Raw genomic sequence first — 18,027 nt, forward strand, 5'->3', positions numbered from 1 at the left:
TAGATAAATAAATGTACTTAATATGATGAAAAAATTACTCTTTATTTTAAGCATAACTATGTCTCTAAGTTTAGCGGCACAAGTTGAAACCGTTACAATAGATTGGAGTTTTGGTTCTAATCCAAGTGCTTCTGGTAACGCTAATACAGATAGAACTATAGAAATAGGAGATACGGTAGAGTGGAATTGGTACGCTTCGGGTTCTCATAATGTTGTGTCTTCTGGAGGAACAGAAACTTTTAATAGTGGTGCTACAACCAGTACGCCAGGTGTCAATTTTTCTTATACTTTTACAAATTTAGGATCTACAGATTTTGTTTGTCAACCACATTCTGGAAATATGTTTGGGACAATAACAGTTGTTCCAGAAGGTACATTAGGAGTACAACAATTTGAAACACCAACTAAGTTTTCAATTTTTCCAAATCCAGGAAATAATGAAATGAATATTAATATACCAACATTAAGTGATGAACTACAATTAGAAGTTTTTGATTTGCTAGGAAAACGTGTTTACAGTGAATATTTAAATGGCTTAAATACAAAATTAAATATTAGTAAATGGAAAAGCGGCATGTATTTGGTACGCTTAACATCAGATAATCAAGATATAAAATTAACTAAGCGTTTTGTAAAGCTTTAGATTTTATATTAAAATGAAAAAAAAGTGCTTTAATTTAAAGTGCTTTTTTATTTAAAATTATCAGGTAATTCTATTTTCACTTTTAAATCTTTAAGTTGATCTAAGTAGTTGTGATGTGAAAAATTTTGATCGTTAAATTCTGCCTGTCTGGTTCTTTTAGTTTCATTTCGTTTAATGGCTTTTAAATAACGTTTTACTTCGTTTTTATCGTTTAAAATTAAGCCAGGAACTTCAACAGATTTTCCATTTTCATCTTTTGCAACCATTGTAAAATAAGAAGAATTACAATGTTTTTTTTCTCCTGTTTGTATGTTTTCAGATTCTACTCTAATACCAACAACCATTGAGGTTCTACCTACATAATTTACAGAAGCTTTCATAGTAACTAACTCACCAACTTCTATTGGGTTTAAAAAATCTACAGTATCTACAGATGCTGTTACACAGTATGTTTTAGAATGTTTACTTGCACAAGCAAATGCTATTTGGTCCATTAAGCTTAATATATAACCACCATGAACTTTCCCACTAAAATTTGTGTGTGCTGGCACCATTAACTCCGAAATGGTAATACGTGAATTATCTACTTTAATATAGTTTGGCATAATGTTACTGGTTTTCTGTTGTGTTAAGCTCTACCTTAGTTACAAAATAGTGTGTGTCTCCTAACCAAAATAAAGTTTTGTAACGCTCAAAATAACTTAGTTTTACTAAACGACCTTGGTATTTATTTAAGTCTTCTATAACTTGAGTTTCTCCATCTTCTACCGAGAATTTAAATATTTGTGCTTCACTAACACCTTGGCTAATTTCGCCTTCCCAAGTTTTAAATAAAACACCTTTTTTACTAAACTTAACTAATTCTCCAGCTCTAACACCTTCGCTGTAAGTTACAAAATAAACAAAAGCAAAATAACCTGCTATTATTAGCAGTATGACTATAAGTGTTTTAATTAAAAATTTCATATAATTTTATGTTAGTTAATTTTAGGTGTTTAGTCTTCTTCGTTTGCACGTTTTATAATAGCTTCTGGTAATGCTTTTTTTGCTTTAGCACCCATTTTCTTTAGTTTTTCTACACGTCCAACAAGGTTTCCTTTACCTTCAACAAGTTTATTCATGGCAGCAGAATAATCTGTTTTAGCAGCATCTATTTTTTTGCCAACACCCATTAAATCACTTACTAAACCTTCAAACTTATCGTATAAAGAACCAGCTTGTTTTGCAATTTCAATAGCGTTTTGTTGTTGTTTTTCGTTATTCCACATCGTATCTATAGTACGTAATGTAGCTAATAGAGTAGAAGGTGTAACAATTACAATATTACGCTCAAAAGCTTTGTTATATAGTGAATTGTCTTCATTAATTGCAATAGCAAATGCAGGTTCTATAGGTATAAAAAGTAATACAAAATCTGGAGATTCTATATCGTATAAATCTTGATAATTCTTGTCTGATAATTGGTCTACATGCTTTTTAATAGAATTGATATGAGCCTTTAAATATTGACTTCTGTCTTCCATTTCGGCATTTACAAAACGCTCATAATCAATTAAAGATACTTTACTATCTATAATCATACGTTTGTTGTTTGGTAAATGCAACACAACATCTGGCAATACTCTTGTACCATCTTCGCGTGTAAAACTTTGTTGTACGTAGTATTCTCTGTCTTTTTCTAAACCAGATTTTTCGAGTACACGTTCTAAAACAAGTTCTCCCCAATTACCTTGCATTTTATTGTCTCCTTTTAATGCTTTAGTAAGGTTTGTAGCTTCTTTTGTCATTTGTTGATTAAGCTCTTTTAAACCTTCTAATTGGGTTTTTAAAGCAGAATGTAAACCAAAGTTTTCCTTGTGTGTATCGTCTACTTTCTTTTCGAAAATTTGAATTTTCTCTTGTAGCGGATTTAATATATTCTTTATGTTTTCTTTATTCTGAAGTGTAAATTTTTCAGATTTAGCATCTAAAATTTTATTTGCTAAGTTTTCAAAATCTGTACGCAGTTGTTTTTGGCGTTCTTCTAACTCTTCATCTCTTTTTAAATTTAGCTTTTGAAGGTTTTCGTATTCTGTATTTCTTCTAGCTAGTTCGGTACTTAAAAAGTCTTTTTCACGTCTAATCTCTTCACGTTCAGCTTCAATTTTAGAAAGCGACGTCTTTAATTCTTCTATTTTATTTTCGAAATTCTGATTCTGTTTTTGGTTTTCAGTTTCCGAAAATTGCTTAAAATCATTAAACTGCTGTTGTAAATTAGCATTACGTTCTTCTAAAGTACTTTTTTCACTCTTACTTTTAAGTTTAGTGAATAACATGCCTAAATATGCACCAATTATAGCAGCGATTAGTATGGCAATTATGAGAATGATGTTGTCGTTCATTTATTTTTATTGAATTTTATCAAAGATAATTTTTTTAGTTGTAAGAGGTAGAAACAAGGTAATAGTTTTCTATTATTTCTTTACTCTAAAACTTTTTGTTGTTTGGTCGAAAACTATTAAATCGTTTGGAAACAAAGTGTTAAATGCACCTTGATTTATAAGTTGTTCTGGTGTGTTTTGCATACAACTGTTATGGCTCAAGACAATTAAATTATCGCAAAGCTGAATAGCTAAATCTATTTCGTGAGAAGAAAATAATATGGTTTTACCAGTTTCTTTAGCCAATTTTTGAAGCAATTTTAAAATGTATGCTTTGTGGTACATATCTAAATGTGTGGTTGGCTCATCTAAAATAATTAGTGATGTATCTTGTGCTAAAGCACGCGCAATCATTACCTTTTGTAATTGTCCGTCGCTTAATTCAAAGCATTTTTTCTGTTTTAATTCTTCAATATTTGTTTGTGCAATGGCTTTGTTTACAATGTCTATATCGTTTTTAGATAGATTTCCAACCCAATTGGTATATGGTTGTCTGCCAAGTGCAATAAGTTCGAATACAGAAAGGTTTTTAGATGATACTGTTTCGGTTAAAACCAAACTTAGCACTTTTGCAAGTTCAACCTGTGCATAATCTTGCAACGGTTTAGCGTTAATAGTTATAGCGCCATTTAATTTTGGTTGTACATTAGTAAGTGTGCGTAGTAAAGTAGATTTGCCAATACCGTTTGCACCAACTAAAGCTATTAATTCACCTTGTTTAAGTGCTATATTTATATTTGAAGCAATAGTATTTTCGGTCTTTTTAGACTTGTAACCAATAGATAAGTTTTTGGTTTCTAAAATTATATTTTTAGTTTCTTTAGCCATGTTAAAACACCATTTTTTTCTTTCTAACTAATAACCAAACGACTACTGGAGCACCAATTAAACTAGTTATAGCGTTAATTGGTAAGGTGTAATCTGTGTTTGGTAATTGTGCAATACTATCGCAAATAAGCATTATTATAGCGCCAAATAAAAAAACTGCTGGTAATAATATTTTATGGTTTGATGTATTAAAAACCTGCCTTGTAAGATGTGGTATTGCTAAGCCAATAAAAGCAATTGGTCCTGCAAAAGCTGTAATTGTTCCTGCAAGTAAACTGGTTGCTATTATAATTATCAAGCGGCTTTGTTTAATGTTTAAACCTAAACTTTTTGCATAGTTTTCGCCTAATAATAATGTGTTTAATGCTTTTATTGATGCAATACTAAATAGTAAACCTAAACTATAAATTAATGCAAATATTTTAAGTTCGTTCCATTGTAAATCGCCAAGGCTGCCGAATCCCCAAAAAATGTATTGTTGTAAATCTTCGGCAGAACTAAAATAGGATAGTACGCTAACTACTGCGGCTGTAATGCTGCCAAACATAAGGCCAATAATTAATATAGCCATAGTATCACGAACGCGAGAAGATACTATTAAAACGGTGAGTAAAACTAAAAAACTACCTAAACTTGCGGCAATTACTAAGCTCCATTTTGAGATAAGTAATGTTGTAAAAAAACCACCTAAAACTGATGATCCCATAATAATTAGTGCAACGCCTAAACTTGCTCCCGAGGTAATACCTAAAACAAAAGGTCCAGCTAGTGGATTACGAAATAAGGTTTGCATTAATAGACCAGAAATGCCTAAGCCAGAACCAACCAAAATAGCCGTAATAGCTTTTGGTAACCTGTAGTTTTGAATAATGTAATTGTCTGTACTACCAATTAAACTTTTAAAAACCGTATTAAAAGGAATAGATACAGAGCCTAAACTTACATTCACAAAAAAGAGTACAATAAGTACAATTATTAAAATGATAAAAGACAGTTTATATGATTTTGATGTTACCAATTATTCTAGTTTTTTAAAGAAAAATGGCTCGTAATTTTCTAATAATTCTGGATGACAAATTTTTATAATATCCTTTAAAACTAAATCTGGTCTTATTGTTCCTAACTCATAATATAACACACCTCCGTTTTCTCCAGTTGTATTAGAAAAAGAATAGATTTTTTTGTTTTTAAATGCATCAAATTTAGTGTAGTGCTGGTTAGCTTCTTCTAAGGCTTCCAAGCTTTTGTAATAAGAAGGGCTCAGCCATAAATCGGCATTTTTTGCTTTTTCATAAACGACTTCAAAATTTAAGGCAATACTTCCTTTATCGGTTGTATTGCTCCATAAATAGTTTGTATTAGCATCTTTTAAAAACTGTGCTTCTGTACTTGTCCCATTTGGTAAATACCAAACATCTTTATGCATTGCACCAGATAAAATAGTAGGTTTGTTTTTAGCATTTAAAGCTAGCTTTTTAGCTTGAGTATAATCTTTTTCAATTTGATTAAAAATAGAATCGGCTTGTTTTTCTTTATTATATAAAGCACCAAAAAACTTAATCCATTCGGCTTTTGCTAACGGCGATTTTTCTACCCAATCACCATTGTAAACTACAGGAATATTAGCTTTTTTTATGGTTTCTAAAGATTTGCTTTTTCCATCTACTCCAAAAGCAATAACAACATTTGGATTTATATTTAAAAGCACTTCGGTATTTATGCCTTCATTTTTTCCTAATTCTCTAACAAGGCTACTATCAATTCTAGCTCTTGTTTTTTCAGAAGAAATATAATTTGTTCCAGGAAACCCAATTAGGGTTTCTTCAACATTTAAAAGTTCTAAAGCAGGAATGTGTGTTGTAGAGGTTACTACTATTTTTTCTATAGGTGTTATTAAAATACCATCGTATTCCTCTTTTATAAACGTAGTTTTTGCAGCTTCTTCTGCTGAAATTAATACGTATTTAAAAGTTTGTGTACTGTTTGGCCATGGACTTTTAATCTCTAGAATAGAGTGGTTTTTGTTTTTTGTAATTGTAAAACCTTCAGCATGAGTAATCGTTTTATTTTCATTTTTATCAACATGTGCTGGAGGTATTTCAATATTATTAGCTTTCTCTTCTTTACATGAAAAAATAAGAGTTGCAACAAAAAGGAATAGTATATTTTTCAAAATCTTAGGTTTTTACACTTCAAAAATAAGATTATTTAATCTTTTGTGTGTTAGATTAAACAAAAAGAGTAGATTTGCGTCGAATTTTGGTTCGATTATGCAATTAAGCATAGTTGATTAAAAGGGAATCAAGTGCAAAACTTGAACTGTTCCCGCAACTGTAATTTTATGCTCAACTTGTTTGAGTGCCTTTTTAAGGGTGTTATTAACTTCAAAACCACTGGAAAAAAATTCTGGGAAGGTAGAATAACATTAAAAAAGTCAGGAGACCTGCCAAATTCAATATCAAAAGAATCTTCGGGAGAAAGATTTTAAGATTTATGAAAAAAAGTATTCTAATTTTATTTACAATTATTTGTAGTTTAAGCTGTTTGGCTCAAACTAAGCTAGACTCTATTCAAAACTTAGACGAAGTTATTTTGAGTGATAGTAAATTAAAAACGTTTACTAATACGCAGTCTGTTTTAAAAATAACAGACAGTGTTATAAAAAAACAAAATGCACTTTTAACTCATTTATTAAATAGTAATACGCCTATTTATTTTAAAGAAAACGGTTATGGCATGGTATCCTCGGCTTCTTTTAGAGGTACTACTGCGCAACAAACAGCTGTTGTTTGGAATGGCATAAATATTAATTCTCAACTTAATGGTCAAACAGATTTTAGTACGGTAAATACTGGAATTTTCGATAATATAGATGTACGTAGTGGAGGTGGAAGCGTGTTATACGGAAGTGGAGCCATTGGCGGCTCTGTACATTTAAATAATGAGATTAGATATAATAATGAAAACACAAATTATATAAGTACAAGTTTTGGATCTTTTAGTACTATAAATACAACTTATAAAGGTCATTATTCTACAAGCAAATTAAGTGTTAATGCTAATGTTAGTTATTTACAATCTGAAAATGATTACGATTATGTAGATAGCAATAGAAGTAATTTAAACGGTGCATTTTATAGCAATAATTTTAGTTTAAATCTAGGTTATAAAATTAACGACAATAATATACTTAAGGTATATAGTAGTTTTTATGATGGACAGCGCCATTTTGCTTTACAAACTTCTACCGAAACACCTTCAAAATATAAGAATAGAGATACTCGAAATCTAATAGAATATGTTGTGCTTACAGATAAATTTACTTCAAAGTTAAAAGTTGCTTATATAACAGAAAATTATAAATACTTTTCTAATATAGCAAGAGATACTTATACAGATGGCGATGTTAATAGTTTAGTTTTAAAATACGATTTATCTTATAAGTTAGGTGAAAATATTACAATTAATCCTGTTATAGATTACACTCAAAATAGTGGAGAAGGTTCTAGTATAAATAAGGTAAAACGTGATGTTACAGGCTTTAATTTATTGTATAAACATAATATTGGAGAACGTTTTTTATATGAAATTACAACACGACAAGAAATAACAAATAATTACAATAGTCCTTTATTATATAGCTTAGGCTTAAAATACAGTTTTTCAGACTTGTATACTTTATCTATAAATGGTTCTAAAAATTATCGCGTACCAACTTTTAATGATTTGTACTGGCAAGATGGTGGGAACTTAAACCTAAAACCAGAAACTTCTTATCAAGTAGAAATAGGAAATACCTTTACTTATAAAAATTTAGATTTATCACTTACAGGTTATTATAACGATATAAAAGATATGATTAGGTGGTTGCCAACCGGTACCATTTGGATGCCAATTAATACCGACCATGTTAAAACATATGGTATTGAAACTGCTTTAAACGTTAAGCAATCGTTTGGAGAAAACCATTTATCATTTTCAAGTACTTATGCTTATACAGTTTCCGAGGATCAAGAACGAGAAACACAACTTATTTATGTGCCATACCATAAGGCTACAGCAACATTGAGTTATAATTATAAACGCTTATCGGCATACTACCAACAGTTGTATGTTGGAGAGGTTTTTACACAATCCGATAATAATAAAAAGTATAATGTAGATGCTTATTATCTTTCTCATTTTGGAGTTGATTATACTTTTGGAAGTAATAAAAAATTCAGGTTAGGTGCTCAAGTAAATAATATTTTCAATCATAATTACCAAAGTGTTTTAGGACGTTTTATGCCAGGAACACATTTTAATACTTACTTAAATTTTAATTTTTAAACACTAATAAATATTTATACAATGAAACAATTTAAAAAAATAATGTTTTTAGCATTAGCAAGTGCTTTCTTTTTAACCTCTTGTAGTAATGATGATGATAGTTTTGTCGATATCCCATCGATACCTTTAGGAGATTATGAAAATGGATATTTTGTATTAAACGAAGGAGGAGGAAGTGCTGCAACAAATTCTATAATTTTTATAAGTAATGATGGTATTAGAACAAACGATGTATTTAGAATAGAAAATCCGGATGCTGAAGAATTAGGTACATTTATTCAAAACATATTTTTTGATGACACAAGAGCATTTATAGTTGCAGGAAGTGGATCTGTAACTGTTGTAAATAGATATTCTTTTGAATATATTACTACTATTAGTACGGATTTAGAAGCGCCAAGATATGGAGTAGTTGTAAACGGAAAAGCTTATGTTACAAACAACGGAGATTTTGGTTCTGTTACAGACGATTTTTTAACGGTAATAGATTTGTCTAATTACTCAACTTCTCAAATTTTAATTGGAAACTACTTAGATAGAATTTCTGCAGTGGGAGACAAGGTTATTACAACTAATAATCAGTATGGGACAGAGCATTCTGTATCTATAGTAGATACAAATACTTTAACGGTAACAGATGTAGATTTAGGAGATGGTAATACATCAAACTCTATAGCGGTAGTTAATGACGATGTTTACGTTTTAACTGGATCTGGTAAGTTTATAGAAATAGACGTAGTAAATAATACTGTTGCCAATACATTAGATATTCCAACATCAATTACTAATACAAAAAACTTAGATATTGATAATAATACCGTTTATTTCACTTCAGATGCATCTGTTTATAGTTTTGATTTAGGAGAAACAACGGTATCTGAAACACCTATTCTAACGTATCAATCTGATTCTGCTTATGGTGTAATGTATGGTTTTGCTGTAAATAATGATGTTATATACATTGGTGATGGAGCAGATTTTTCTTCTGATGGTACATTTTACGAATATTCTACATCTGGAGAATTACTATCGGAAAATGTAGCTGGTGTTGCGCCAAATGGTTTTTACTTCAACTAAATGTAAGGCTTAAATAAGCTATATATAAATAAAAAAAGCCTGCTATTTAGCAGGCTTTTTTATTATTCAGTAATTAAATCGCAAAACCAAAATCCAGATTTTTCAGTTTCGGTATTTGGTGTATTGTATTCGCGATAAATTTTTTCTCCTATTGTAAATGGAACTGGTTTTTTAAAAATTGGGCCGTCGTAACAAAAGGTATGAAACTCTCCATTTTCACCACAAGGATCTACTGCTTTAGGTAAATTATCAATTAATTCTTTAGTAATAGTTTTACCAACAAAATCTTCAGAAAAATATTTAGCACTAGCACATACAATAATAGCTTTAAAGCCTAAGTTTAAAAATTCGGTAATTAATTTTTTAGTGTGCTTTTTCCAAAGTGGAAATACTGTAGAAATACCAACTTTTTTTAAATTATCTTCTCGGTATTGATTTAAATCTTCTAAAAAAATATCACCGAAAACACTATGCGTAAAGCCTTCAGCTTTTAAATTATTTATAGCTTTTGCCATAATGGTTTCGTAATCTTCCATATTTGGTTGTTCGGGAAGATTAATGGTTTGAAGTGGTATGCCAATAGCTTCAGTTTGCTTTTTTAATAATGCAACTGGTAAGCCATGCATAGTAACTCTATTGTAATGCACGTTTACTGTAGTAACTAGCTTTTCAACCGAAAAATCAGGATCTTTTAATAAGTAATGTAAAGCCAAAGCAGAGTCTTTTCCTGTGCTCCAATTAAAATAGGTTTTAACGCTCAATGTACATGTCTTTTGTATGCGGAAGCAAATCGTTACTATCAAAAACAGTTTTAGTCTTTTTACCTTTTGGAGTGTTAGAGATACGGTTAGTTGCGGCAATATGTGCTAGAGCTTCAGCTAAAAGTGGTTCGTTTTCATCTCCTAAAATACCATAGTTGTTTATTTCTTCTTCTATTTCTATTAAAGGAGTAAGACCTTGTGCAGGTACTTGGGTATTATCTTTATTCACTGTAATAGCCACTAAAGGTTGCATTGCATACGTATGTCTTGGGTCGGCTTCGGTTCTTCTAAAGTTTGGAGAATCGTAAAGTGTTATTGAAGCTTGAGACTTTCCTACTGTTTGTGTTCCTATTTGTACAACTTCTATATATGCATTTAAGCTGTTAATAACCATTTCACTAGCCGAAGCCGAAGAGCCAGTTGCTAGTATGTATACCTTATTTAAATTTAAACTATTGCTAGTATTTGTTGTAAAAGTATAGTTAAAGTTATCGTCTTGTTGCAAGCTATTGTATTGTAGTTTGGCAAAAACCTGACCAGAAAATTGTCCAGTAATTAAGCTGCCTAAATGAGCGGCACTATTTACAGAACCTCCAGGATTGTAACGTAAATCTAATACTAGATGCTGTATGTTATTAGCTTGAAACTCACTAAAAGCAGCAGTTAGCGCATTGTCAAAATTACTTGTAAAAGCATTGTACATTAAATAACCTACGTTTTCACCTTCGACATTTAGTATTGCCGTTTTAAAAACAGGATTTTCCGTGTATTGTATTGCAGATAGATTTACTGTATTTGTTGAGGTATCAATAGTATCGTCATCTATTTCTGGAGTACCATTGGTATTATATTCGGCAAGATTTAATGTGAAATTATCTTGATTTAACAGCGTCCTCCAATTATTAATGGTTAACTGTGTGCCATTTACTGCATTAAATAAATCGCCACGTTTTAAACCAGTAGCTTCGGCGCTTGTATTAGGTAATACTAAACGTACTACACCATATAGGTTGCTACCACCAGGCGTGTAGCGTTTAAGCCCAAATTCCATTCCGTTAGATTTTGTAATACCATCAAACTGTTGTTCTAAAGCAATATAGTCGTCTGTTATCCAGCTAAATCTATCAGTATTTTCTCGGTCAAAAAGTAAGTTTTCAAATAAAGCTTCTGGAGAACTAAAGTTGTTTAAATAATCTGTGTAACCAGCGCTATTGGCTTTATCTTCAACTAAATCGTTAACAGAATCTCTATAAAGATAATAGGCATCTAAACCGCGATAGACAAATTCATTAATATCTATAGAGCTAATAGCTTTGTCGTCTAAATCTTCAAAACAACTTGTAAAAAGAGTAGGTAATAACAAGGCAAGAAAGAGTATCTTGGGAGTTTTCATAAGTATATAATTTTTCTTTTTCAGCTTAAAAGTACTTATTTTTAATTTAAGTAAAAATATTTTGTAACAAAATAGAAAGTGGTTCGTCGTAATAACATAAACCAACCAAAAGAAATGACACAGTTAGAATTTTTAAATGTTGTAACGCCTTTTAAAGATAAAGTCTTTAGACTAGCAAAACGTTTGCTTGTGTCTAGAGAAGAGGCTGAAGATGCAACACAAGAAGTTTTAATTAAACTGTGGAAAAATAAAGCAAAAATAAAAGATTATAAAAATGTTGAAGCTTTTTCTATGACGATGACAAAGAATTTTTGTTTCGATAAGTTAAAGTCTAAACAAGCACAAAATTTAAAAATTGTACATAATAATTATCAAGACCATAATGTGTCTCTACAAAAAGCAGTAGAATTAAATGATAGTTTAAATTGGGTAGAAAAAATTATGCAAGAGCTACCAGAGCAACAAAAAATGGTAGTTCAATTAAGAGATATAGAACAGTACGATTTTAAAGATATAGCAAAAATGCTTGATATGAATGAAACTGCAATACGTGTAGCTTTATCAAGAGCAAGAAAAACAATACGAGAAAAATTAACGAAAACACATAATTATGGTGTTAAATAATATAGAACATTTATTAGAAAAATACGAAAATGGTGAAACATCACTAAAAGAAGAGCAGCAGTTAAAAAACTATTTTTCTCAAGAAACTGTAGCGCCACATTTAGAAATGTATAAACCAATGTTTCAATATTTTGTAGTAAACCAAAAAGAACAGTTTACTAAGCAATTACCACTAAAATCTAAAAAGGTATTTAATTACAAGTGGCTATCTATTGCAGCAGTTGCGGTTTTAATGGTGTCAATTTTTATAACTAAACCTTTTAATAATGAAGAACTAATGCTTACAGCGGCAGAAAAAACAGAAATTAAAAATGCTAAAGAAGCTTTAGCAATTATGTCTAAACACCTTAATCAAGGTACAGCGCAAGTAAATTATTTAGGAGCAATTAATAAGGCTGGCACACAAGTTGACTACTTAAAAGAAATAACCAATCCTATGGATCGCTTATTTAAAAATAAAAAATAAAAAGTGATGTGATGAATTTAAAAACTATAAATAAATTCTAAAGTAAATCTCAACATCATTTATATAAATAACACTTTAAAAATTAGAAAAATGAACACAATAAATAAATTAAACACGATGAAAAAATCTTTAGTTGTATTAGCATTAGCAATACTATTAATGCCATTAACAGCAATGGCGCAAACCGATATATTTGAAAAATATAGCAATAGTGATAATGTAACATATGCATCTATAAAGCCAAAAATGTTTCAAATGTTAGCAGGAATTGATATTGAAACAGATAGTAAGGAAGCTCAAGAGTACATGAAAATGGTAAAAAGTATTACTAGTTTTAAAACTTTGGCAACAGACGATAAAAATGTAGCTGGAGATATTGCAAAATGGGTTAAAGCACGCTCTGGATCTCTTGAAGAATTAATGGAAATTAAAGATGATGGTGTAGTTGTAAAATTTTATGTTAAAGAAGGTAGAAATGAAAATTTTGTAGCAGAACTTTTAATGTTCGTTAATGGTTTAGACGCAGTTACTAAAGATTTAGATGTTAATGTAAACGGAAAGAAAAGAGGTATGGAATCTGTATTAGTTTCTTTTACAGGAGATATAGATTTAAATCAATTATCTAAGCTAATTAATGCTTTCGATTTACCAGGAGGAAAAGAATTAGACAAAAAGAAAAAATAATAAGTTATTAGTTTTTTATCAATCATCACCTATAAATATCATGAAATCAATTATAAAAACCGTTTGTTTAAGCTTATGTTTAGCTCTTGCTGTAGTAAGTTGTAAAGACGAAGCATCAATACAAAGTTATTTTGTAGACAATCAAGATAAACCAGAATTTTTAACTTTAGATCTTTCTCTAAAAATGTTAGATATATCTAAAGTAGAATTAGACGAAGAACAAAAACAAGTTTACGAGTCTTTTGAGAAAGTAAATATTTTAGCATATAAAATTTCAAAAGGAAATAAAGAAACCTACGCTCAAGAATTAGAAAAAATAAAAACTATTTTTAAAGATGAGAGATATAATGAGTTAATGGAGTTTAGCGACAATGGTACAAAGTTTATTGTTAATACCGTAGGCGATAATAATGATGTTGATGAGTTTTTAGTATTAGCAAGCTCAAAAGAACTTGGGTTTGCAGTATTAAGAGTTTTAGGTAAAGATATGCAACCAGAAAAATTATATAAGTTAATTTCTAAAATTCAAAAGGCAGACGTGGCCGAAGGTCAACTTAAAAAAGTTATGGATTACTTTAAAGATTAATATTTGTAATTTGGTTTCTAAAAAATAAAAAGGCTTATCTCTCGATAAGCCTTTTTTTATTTAAATAAATTAGTGTTGTCTATTTCGGATTCATCTGTATCATCCAAATTTTTTTTAGGTATAAATATATTTACAATTACTAATAAAAACATAGTACCTAAAATAATCTTTACAATTAAATTATTTAGCAAATTTGTTAAACCTCCAATAAAAAATAGAGTAACAACAATGCCTCCTACAAATAAAGATTGTCTGTCTGTTAGCATATTATATTCCTGTGTAATTACTTGGCGAAATGGCTTTTAATTCCGTTTTTATTTCGTTGCTAACCTCTAAGGTATCAATAAAATTTGAAATAGATGCTTCTGTAATAGCTTCATTTGTTCTTGTAAGACCTTTTAAGGCTTCGTATGGATTTGGGTAAGCTTCGCGACGTAAAATAGTTTGTATAGCTTCTGCAACCACAGCCCAATTATTTTCTAAATCTTCAGCAAATTTAGATTCGTTTAATAGTAGTTTGTTTAACCCTTTTAAAGTAGATAAAAAACCAATTAATGTATGCCCAAAAGGGACACCTACATTACGCAAAACAGTACTGTCTGTTAAATCACGTTGTAAACGAGAAATAGGTAATTTTGCCGATAAATGTTCAAAAATAGCATTAGCTATACCTAAATTACCTTCAGAATTTTCAAAATCTATTGGGTTTACTTTATGTGGCATCGCGCTACTTCCTACTTCGCCAGCTTTAATTTTTTGTTTAAAGTAATCCATAGAAACGTAAGTCCAGATATCACGATCTAAATCTATAATAATAGTATTAATACGTTTTAAACAATCAAACAAAGCTGCCATATGGTCGTAATGCTCAATTTGAGTTGTTGGGAATGAATGTTGTAATCCTAGTTTTTCTTGAACAAAATGGCTTCCAAAAGCTTTCCAGTCTATAGTTGGATAAGCTACTTTATGTGCATTAAAATTACCAGTAGCACCTCCAAATTTTGCTGCACTTGGGATATCGTTTAATAAATTAAATTGTTCTTTTAAGCGTACTACAAATACTTCAATCTCTTTTCCTAAACGTGTTGGAGAGGCTGGTTGACCGTGTGTTCTGGCAAGCATTGGTATTGTAGCCCATTCTTTAGATAAAGCTTCTAAGCGTTTTAATACTTCAAAATATTGAGGCACGTAAACATCGTTCATCGCTTCTTTAATACTTAAAGGAATTGCAGTGTTGTTAATGTCTTGAGAGGTTAATCCAAAATGAATAAACTCCTTATATTGTTCTAAACCAAGTTTGTCGAATTCTTTTTTTATAAAATACTCAACAGCTTTTACATCGTGGTTTGTTATGCTTTCAATATCTTTTATTGCTTGAGCATCTTCAGCATTAAACTCTCTATAAATTTTACGTAAATCTTCAAAAACAGAAGTGTCAATACTTTTAAGTTGAGGTAAAGGCTGCTCGCAAAGTGCGATAAAATATTCTACTTCAACTAAAACTCGGTATTTAATAAGGGCTTCTTCGCTAAAGTATTTACCTAAGGCTTCAACTTTATTTCTATAACGACCATCTATTGGTGAGATGGCATTTAATGCAGATAATGACATAGTTTGTGTGTTGTTTTGTTTCAATTTTTTGAAAGCAACAAATATAGCTAACAAAGTTAAAAGTATAAAGTTAGAAGAAATAAGTTTTAGGTAGTTATTAACTAATCTATTATTTCTTAATTTTTTTTAAAATTTGTCTGGCTCTAGCTTTAAACCCAGAGCTTTGCATTTGGTAATCGCGTTCTAAAATAATTGCCAATTCAGGATGTATCCAGTCGTACTCTTGACCTAATAAAAAAAGACTATTCATAGAGTAAGCTTTAGGCGCTATCTTTTCATCGTTAATCATCCAATCGAAACAAGCTTCAATTATTTTTTCTTTATGGAAAGCGGTTAATGCGTGTTTTATGTCGTTATCTTGCTTGTTATACAATGCTACTGTTAAATATTCGCAAATTTTTGCAACAGGTCTTACGGCAGAATCTATGTGTATTTTACTAATGTTTGTTGTAAAATAATCTAAATAAGGGATTATTTTATTTAATTTTTTTCCGCACATAAACTCTAAAACCCAAGCAGCACGAGGTGAAATTTTATTGTCTACCATAAACATGATATCCAGTAGCTTAGGTAATAAATCTGGATTGTTAATTATTAAATTAGCATAGTATAATCGCTTCTCTCGAGAGTGATTTACATAATTTAATTCTTGGTATAAAGCTTCAGTAGTCAATAGAAATTATTACTTTTAAGGAATAAAATTAAGGAAAACGAAACAATAATTTAAGTGTTTTTTAATAAAGCTTTTAGGTAAATTGTTTCGGTCTTGTAACAACTTAAAATAAAAATAAGCTATATGAAGATTGTAAAAAAAATTCTACTACTTTTATTAGTGGTTTTTGTAGTTGCTCAATTTTTTGGGCCTGAAAAAAATGAAGGTTCGTTAGAGTCTGTAACTGCTTTTTTAGAAGAAACTAAACCTCCTGAACATGTAAAAACAATATTGGTAGAAACTTGTTTCGATTGCCATAGTAATGTAACAAGATATCCTTGGTATAGTAATATTACACCTGTAAATTATTGGTTATCAAACCACGTAAAAGATGGGAAAAAACATTTTAATGTCTCTGCTTGGGAAGGCTCTTCAGTAAAAAGAAAAGATCATAAGTTTGAAGAACTTATAGAAATGGTAGAAGATAAAGAAATGCCTTTACCTTCTTACACTTGGGCACATGGAGATGCAAAATTAAGCGACCAGCAAATTTCAGATGTTTTAAAATGGGCAAACCAAGTGCGTACAATGTATGCATTGCAACCAAGACCTCAATAATTTATAAAAAAACGTTATATTAATAGAACATTATTAAATAATCCCTCTTGAATAAAAAACTTCTTATTATCGGTTTCGTTTGGCCAGAACCTCATAGTTCTGCCGCAGGAAGTCGAATGATGCAATTAATTGAAATCTTTAAATCTAAAAATTACGACATTACTTTTGCTACTGCTTGTGCAAAAAGTGAAAATGCTTTCGATTTAAAGACAATAAACATAAAAACTAAAAACATTGAAATTAACAATTCGAGTTTCGATAGTTTTATAAAAGATCTAAATCCAGACGTGGTGTTGTTTGATAGGTTTATGATTGAAGAACAATATGGATGGCGAGTGGCAGAGCAGTGCCCAAAAGCGTTAAGAATTTTAGATACAGAAGATTTACATTGTTTACGAAGAGGAAGAGAACAGGCCTTAAAAGATAACACCGTTTTTGATATTAGTTATTTGTATAACGATACTGCAAAGCGTGAAGTAGCTAGTATTTATAGATGCGATCTTACCATTATAATATCGGAAGTAGAAATGCAAATATTAAGGCAGCAGTTTTTAGTAAACGATGGTTTGCTATGCTATCTCCCTTTTTTGGTAGAATCTATTTCTCAAAAAACACAAAAAGCTTTACCAGATTTTAAAAAGAGAGAACACTTTATAACTATTGGTAATTTTTTGCATAAACCTAATGTTGATGGCTTGATCCATTTAAAACAAAATATATGGCCATTAATTAGAAAAAAATTACCTAAAGCCGAAATTCATATTTACGGTGCTTATGTAACAGAACAAGCAAAACAATTAAATAACGAAAAAGAAGGTTTTTTAATAAAAGGTTATGTAGAAGACTTAAATACACTAATGAAAGATTACAAAATTTGCTTAGTACCTTTGCGTTACGGAGCAGGTTTAAAAGGTAAAATTTTAGACGCAATGGTTAATGGAGTTCCATGTGTAACAACAAGTATTGGAGCAGAAGGAATGTATGGTAACTTAGAACCTAATGGATTTATAGAAGATGCACCAGAAGATTTTGCAGAAAAAGCAGTAGAACTTTATACCAATAAAATTTTCTGGGCAGGAAAGCAAAAGTTAGGTGTAAAAATTGTTAATCTTCGTTTTGATAAATTATTATACACTAAAGATTTTTTATTTAAAGTAGAAAATACCCAGAACGCCATAGAATTACATAGGAGAAATAATTTTACTGGAAGTATGCTCATGCATCATACTTTGCAAAGTACTAAGTTTATGAGTAAGTGGATAGAAGAGAAAAATAAGAAATAGTTATGCTATTAAATTTAAAACTATATTTATGAAAAGCACAGCGTTTAAAAAT

Annotated in this window: 20 protein-coding genes and 1 riboswitch; of the genes, 9 read left to right on the forward strand and 11 right to left on the reverse strand. The window is 30.1% G+C overall.

Annotation, left to right across the window (positions count from 1 at the left end; translation table 11 throughout):
- The first annotated feature begins 22 nt into the window (after positions 1-22).
- Positions 23-643 carry a T9SS type A sorting domain-containing protein gene (locus BWR22_RS05760; RefSeq protein WP_083678212.1) on the forward strand — a complete coding sequence of 207 codons (621 nt, stop codon included), beginning with the start codon at positions 23-25 and terminating at the stop codon, positions 641-643.
- Positions 644-690: 47 nt separating this feature from the next.
- Here BWR22_RS05760 and BWR22_RS05765 read toward each other — a convergent pair whose 3' ends face one another.
- From BWR22_RS05765 to BWR22_RS05790, 6 genes are all read right to left on the reverse strand, one after another.
- Complete coding sequence (locus BWR22_RS05765; protein ID WP_076732478.1) at positions 691-1,248, reverse strand: acyl-CoA thioesterase; 558 nt, start codon at positions 1,246-1,248, stop codon at positions 691-693.
- Positions 1,249-1,252: 4 nt separating this feature from the next.
- Positions 1,253-1,609 carry a 6-phosphogluconate dehydrogenase gene (locus tag BWR22_RS05770; protein ID WP_076732480.1) on the reverse strand — a complete coding sequence of 119 codons (357 nt, stop codon included), beginning with the start codon at positions 1,607-1,609 and terminating at the stop codon, positions 1,253-1,255.
- Positions 1,610-1,638: 29 nt separating this feature from the next.
- Positions 1,639-3,024 carry a DNA recombination protein RmuC gene (locus tag BWR22_RS05775; RefSeq protein WP_076732483.1) on the reverse strand — a complete coding sequence of 462 codons (1,386 nt, stop codon included), beginning with the start codon at positions 3,022-3,024 and terminating at the stop codon, positions 1,639-1,641.
- Between the two features lie 72 nt (positions 3,025-3,096).
- Positions 3,097-3,891, reverse strand: coding sequence for an ABC transporter ATP-binding protein (locus BWR22_RS05780; protein WP_076732485.1), 795 nt, complete (start codon positions 3,889-3,891; stop codon positions 3,097-3,099).
- A 1-nt stretch (position 3,892) separates the two neighbouring features.
- Positions 3,893-4,909: a FecCD family ABC transporter permease gene (locus BWR22_RS05785; protein WP_076732487.1), complete on the reverse strand. Its 1,017-nt coding sequence runs from the start codon at positions 4,907-4,909 to the stop codon at positions 3,893-3,895.
- Complete coding sequence (locus BWR22_RS05790; RefSeq protein ID WP_076732488.1) at positions 4,910-6,064, reverse strand: ABC transporter substrate-binding protein; 1,155 nt, start codon at positions 6,062-6,064, stop codon at positions 4,910-4,912.
- Positions 6,065-6,134: 70 nt separating this feature from the next.
- Positions 6,135-6,356: riboswitch (cobalamin riboswitch) on the forward strand.
- 28 nt (positions 6,357-6,384) lie between these two features.
- Here BWR22_RS05790 and BWR22_RS05795 point away from each other — a divergent pair.
- Together BWR22_RS05795 and BWR22_RS05800 are read left to right on the forward strand one after the other, a co-directional pair.
- Entirely contained in the window at positions 6,385-8,220 is a 1,836-nt protein-coding gene (locus BWR22_RS05795) for a TonB-dependent receptor plug domain-containing protein (protein ID WP_076732489.1), read from the forward strand.
- 21 nt (positions 8,221-8,241) lie between these two features.
- Complete coding sequence (locus tag BWR22_RS05800) at positions 8,242-9,297, forward strand: DUF5074 domain-containing protein (RefSeq protein ID WP_076732490.1); 1,056 nt, start codon at positions 8,242-8,244, stop codon at positions 9,295-9,297.
- A 62-nt stretch (positions 9,298-9,359) separates the two neighbouring features.
- Here BWR22_RS05800 and BWR22_RS05805 read toward each other — a convergent pair whose 3' ends face one another.
- Together BWR22_RS05805 and BWR22_RS05810 are read right to left on the reverse strand one after the other, a co-directional pair.
- Complete coding sequence (locus tag BWR22_RS05805) at positions 9,360-10,058, reverse strand: Dph6-related ATP pyrophosphatase (protein WP_076732491.1); 699 nt, start codon at positions 10,056-10,058, stop codon at positions 9,360-9,362.
- The gene (locus BWR22_RS05810) at positions 10,048-11,451 is read right to left on the reverse strand and encodes a S41 family peptidase (RefSeq protein WP_076732492.1); all 1,404 of its coding nucleotides are present in this window, start codon (positions 11,449-11,451) and stop codon (positions 10,048-10,050) included. The genes BWR22_RS05805 and BWR22_RS05810 overlap by 11 nt, the downstream gene beginning before the upstream one ends.
- A gap of 114 nt (positions 11,452-11,565) precedes the next feature.
- Here BWR22_RS05810 and BWR22_RS05815 point away from each other — a divergent pair, with 114 nt between their 5' ends.
- The 4 genes from BWR22_RS05815 (at position 11,566) to BWR22_RS05830 (ending at position 13,811) form a co-directional block, all read left to right on the forward strand.
- Positions 11,566-12,075, forward strand: coding sequence for an RNA polymerase sigma factor (locus BWR22_RS05815; RefSeq protein WP_076734377.1), 510 nt, complete (start codon positions 11,566-11,568; stop codon positions 12,073-12,075).
- On the forward strand, positions 12,062-12,541 hold the full coding sequence (locus BWR22_RS05820) for a hypothetical protein (protein ID WP_076732493.1): 480 nt from the start codon (positions 12,062-12,064) through the stop codon (positions 12,539-12,541). The genes BWR22_RS05815 and BWR22_RS05820 overlap by 14 nt, the downstream gene beginning before the upstream one ends.
- A 90-nt stretch (positions 12,542-12,631) precedes the next feature.
- Complete coding sequence (locus BWR22_RS05825; protein ID WP_083678215.1) at positions 12,632-13,225, forward strand: DUF4252 domain-containing protein; 594 nt, start codon at positions 12,632-12,634, stop codon at positions 13,223-13,225.
- A gap of 40 nt (positions 13,226-13,265) precedes the next feature.
- Entirely contained in the window at positions 13,266-13,811 is a 546-nt protein-coding gene (locus BWR22_RS05830) for a DUF4252 domain-containing protein (protein ID WP_076732494.1), read from the forward strand.
- Positions 13,812-13,867: 56 nt separating this feature from the next.
- Here BWR22_RS05830 and BWR22_RS05835 read toward each other — a convergent pair whose 3' ends face one another.
- The 3 genes from BWR22_RS05835 to BWR22_RS05845 all read right to left on the reverse strand — a co-directional run bounded on the left by BWR22_RS05835 (position 13,868) and on the right by BWR22_RS05845 (position 16,095).
- Complete coding sequence (locus BWR22_RS05835) at positions 13,868-14,077, reverse strand: hypothetical protein (RefSeq protein WP_076732496.1); 210 nt, start codon at positions 14,075-14,077, stop codon at positions 13,868-13,870.
- Position 14,078: 1 nt separating this feature from the next.
- The gene (gene purB, locus BWR22_RS05840; protein WP_076734379.1) at positions 14,079-15,422 is read right to left on the reverse strand and encodes an adenylosuccinate lyase; all 1,344 of its coding nucleotides are present in this window, start codon (positions 15,420-15,422) and stop codon (positions 14,079-14,081) included.
- Positions 15,423-15,531: 109 nt separating this feature from the next.
- Positions 15,532-16,095, reverse strand: a complete 564-nt coding sequence (locus tag BWR22_RS05845) for an adenylosuccinate lyase (RefSeq protein ID WP_076732498.1) — start codon at positions 16,093-16,095, stop codon at positions 15,532-15,534.
- Between the two features lie 123 nt (positions 16,096-16,218).
- On the opposite strand from BWR22_RS05845, the gene BWR22_RS05850 reads away from it, so the two are divergent.
- Positions 16,219-16,692, forward strand: coding sequence for a heme-binding domain-containing protein (locus BWR22_RS05850; RefSeq protein WP_076732500.1), 474 nt, complete (start codon positions 16,219-16,221; stop codon positions 16,690-16,692).
- A gap of 47 nt (positions 16,693-16,739) precedes the next feature.
- A complete protein-coding gene (locus BWR22_RS05855; protein WP_076732502.1) occupies positions 16,740-17,975 on the forward strand; it encodes a glycosyltransferase in 1,236 nt (411 codons plus the stop codon).
- The last annotated feature ends 52 nt before the right edge of the window (positions 17,976-18,027 follow it).

Origin of the sequence: Lacinutrix venerupis (assembly GCF_001971745.1) — a bacterium.
GTDB lineage: Bacteria > Bacteroidota > Bacteroidia > Flavobacteriales > Flavobacteriaceae > Lacinutrix > Lacinutrix venerupis.

What these genes read in the sequence shown, in the direction of transcription:
- BWR22_RS05850 (WP_076732500.1), top strand. Translation starts at nt 16,219, where the DNA reads ATGAAGATTGTAAAAAAAATTCTACTACTTTTATTAGTGGTTTTTGTA.
- BWR22_RS05795 (WP_076732489.1), top strand. Translation starts at nt 6,385, where the DNA reads ATGAAAAAAAGTATTCTAATTTTATTTACAATTATTTGTAGTTTAAGC.
- BWR22_RS05770 (WP_076732480.1), bottom strand. Translation starts at nt 1,609, where the DNA reads ATGAAATTTTTAATTAAAACACTTATAGTCATACTGCTAATAATAGCA.
- BWR22_RS05815 (WP_076734377.1), top strand. Translation starts at nt 11,566, where the DNA reads ATGACACAGTTAGAATTTTTAAATGTTGTAACGCCTTTTAAAGATAAA.
- BWR22_RS05825 (WP_083678215.1), top strand. Translation starts at nt 12,632, where the DNA reads ATGAACACAATAAATAAATTAAACACGATGAAAAAATCTTTAGTTGTA.
- BWR22_RS05760 (WP_083678212.1), top strand. Translation starts at nt 23, where the DNA reads ATGATGAAAAAATTACTCTTTATTTTAAGCATAACTATGTCTCTAAGT.
- BWR22_RS05780 (WP_076732485.1), bottom strand. Translation starts at nt 3,891, where the DNA reads ATGGCTAAAGAAACTAAAAATATAATTTTAGAAACCAAAAACTTATCT.
- purB (WP_076734379.1), bottom strand. Translation starts at nt 15,422, where the DNA reads ATGTCATTATCTGCATTAAATGCCATCTCACCAATAGATGGTCGTTAT.
- BWR22_RS05775 (WP_076732483.1), bottom strand. Translation starts at nt 3,024, where the DNA reads ATGAACGACAACATCATTCTCATAATTGCCATACTAATCGCTGCTATA.
- BWR22_RS05820 (WP_076732493.1), top strand. Translation starts at nt 12,062, where the DNA reads ATGGTGTTAAATAATATAGAACATTTATTAGAAAAATACGAAAATGGT.
- BWR22_RS05810 (WP_076732492.1), bottom strand. Translation starts at nt 11,451, where the DNA reads ATGAAAACTCCCAAGATACTCTTTCTTGCCTTGTTATTACCTACTCTT.
- BWR22_RS05800 (WP_076732490.1), top strand. Translation starts at nt 8,242, where the DNA reads ATGAAACAATTTAAAAAAATAATGTTTTTAGCATTAGCAAGTGCTTTC.
- BWR22_RS05830 (WP_076732494.1), top strand. Translation starts at nt 13,266, where the DNA reads ATGAAATCAATTATAAAAACCGTTTGTTTAAGCTTATGTTTAGCTCTT.
- BWR22_RS05765 (WP_076732478.1), bottom strand. Translation starts at nt 1,248, where the DNA reads ATGCCAAACTATATTAAAGTAGATAATTCACGTATTACCATTTCGGAG.
- BWR22_RS05835 (WP_076732496.1), bottom strand. Translation starts at nt 14,077, where the DNA reads ATGCTAACAGACAGACAATCTTTATTTGTAGGAGGCATTGTTGTTACT.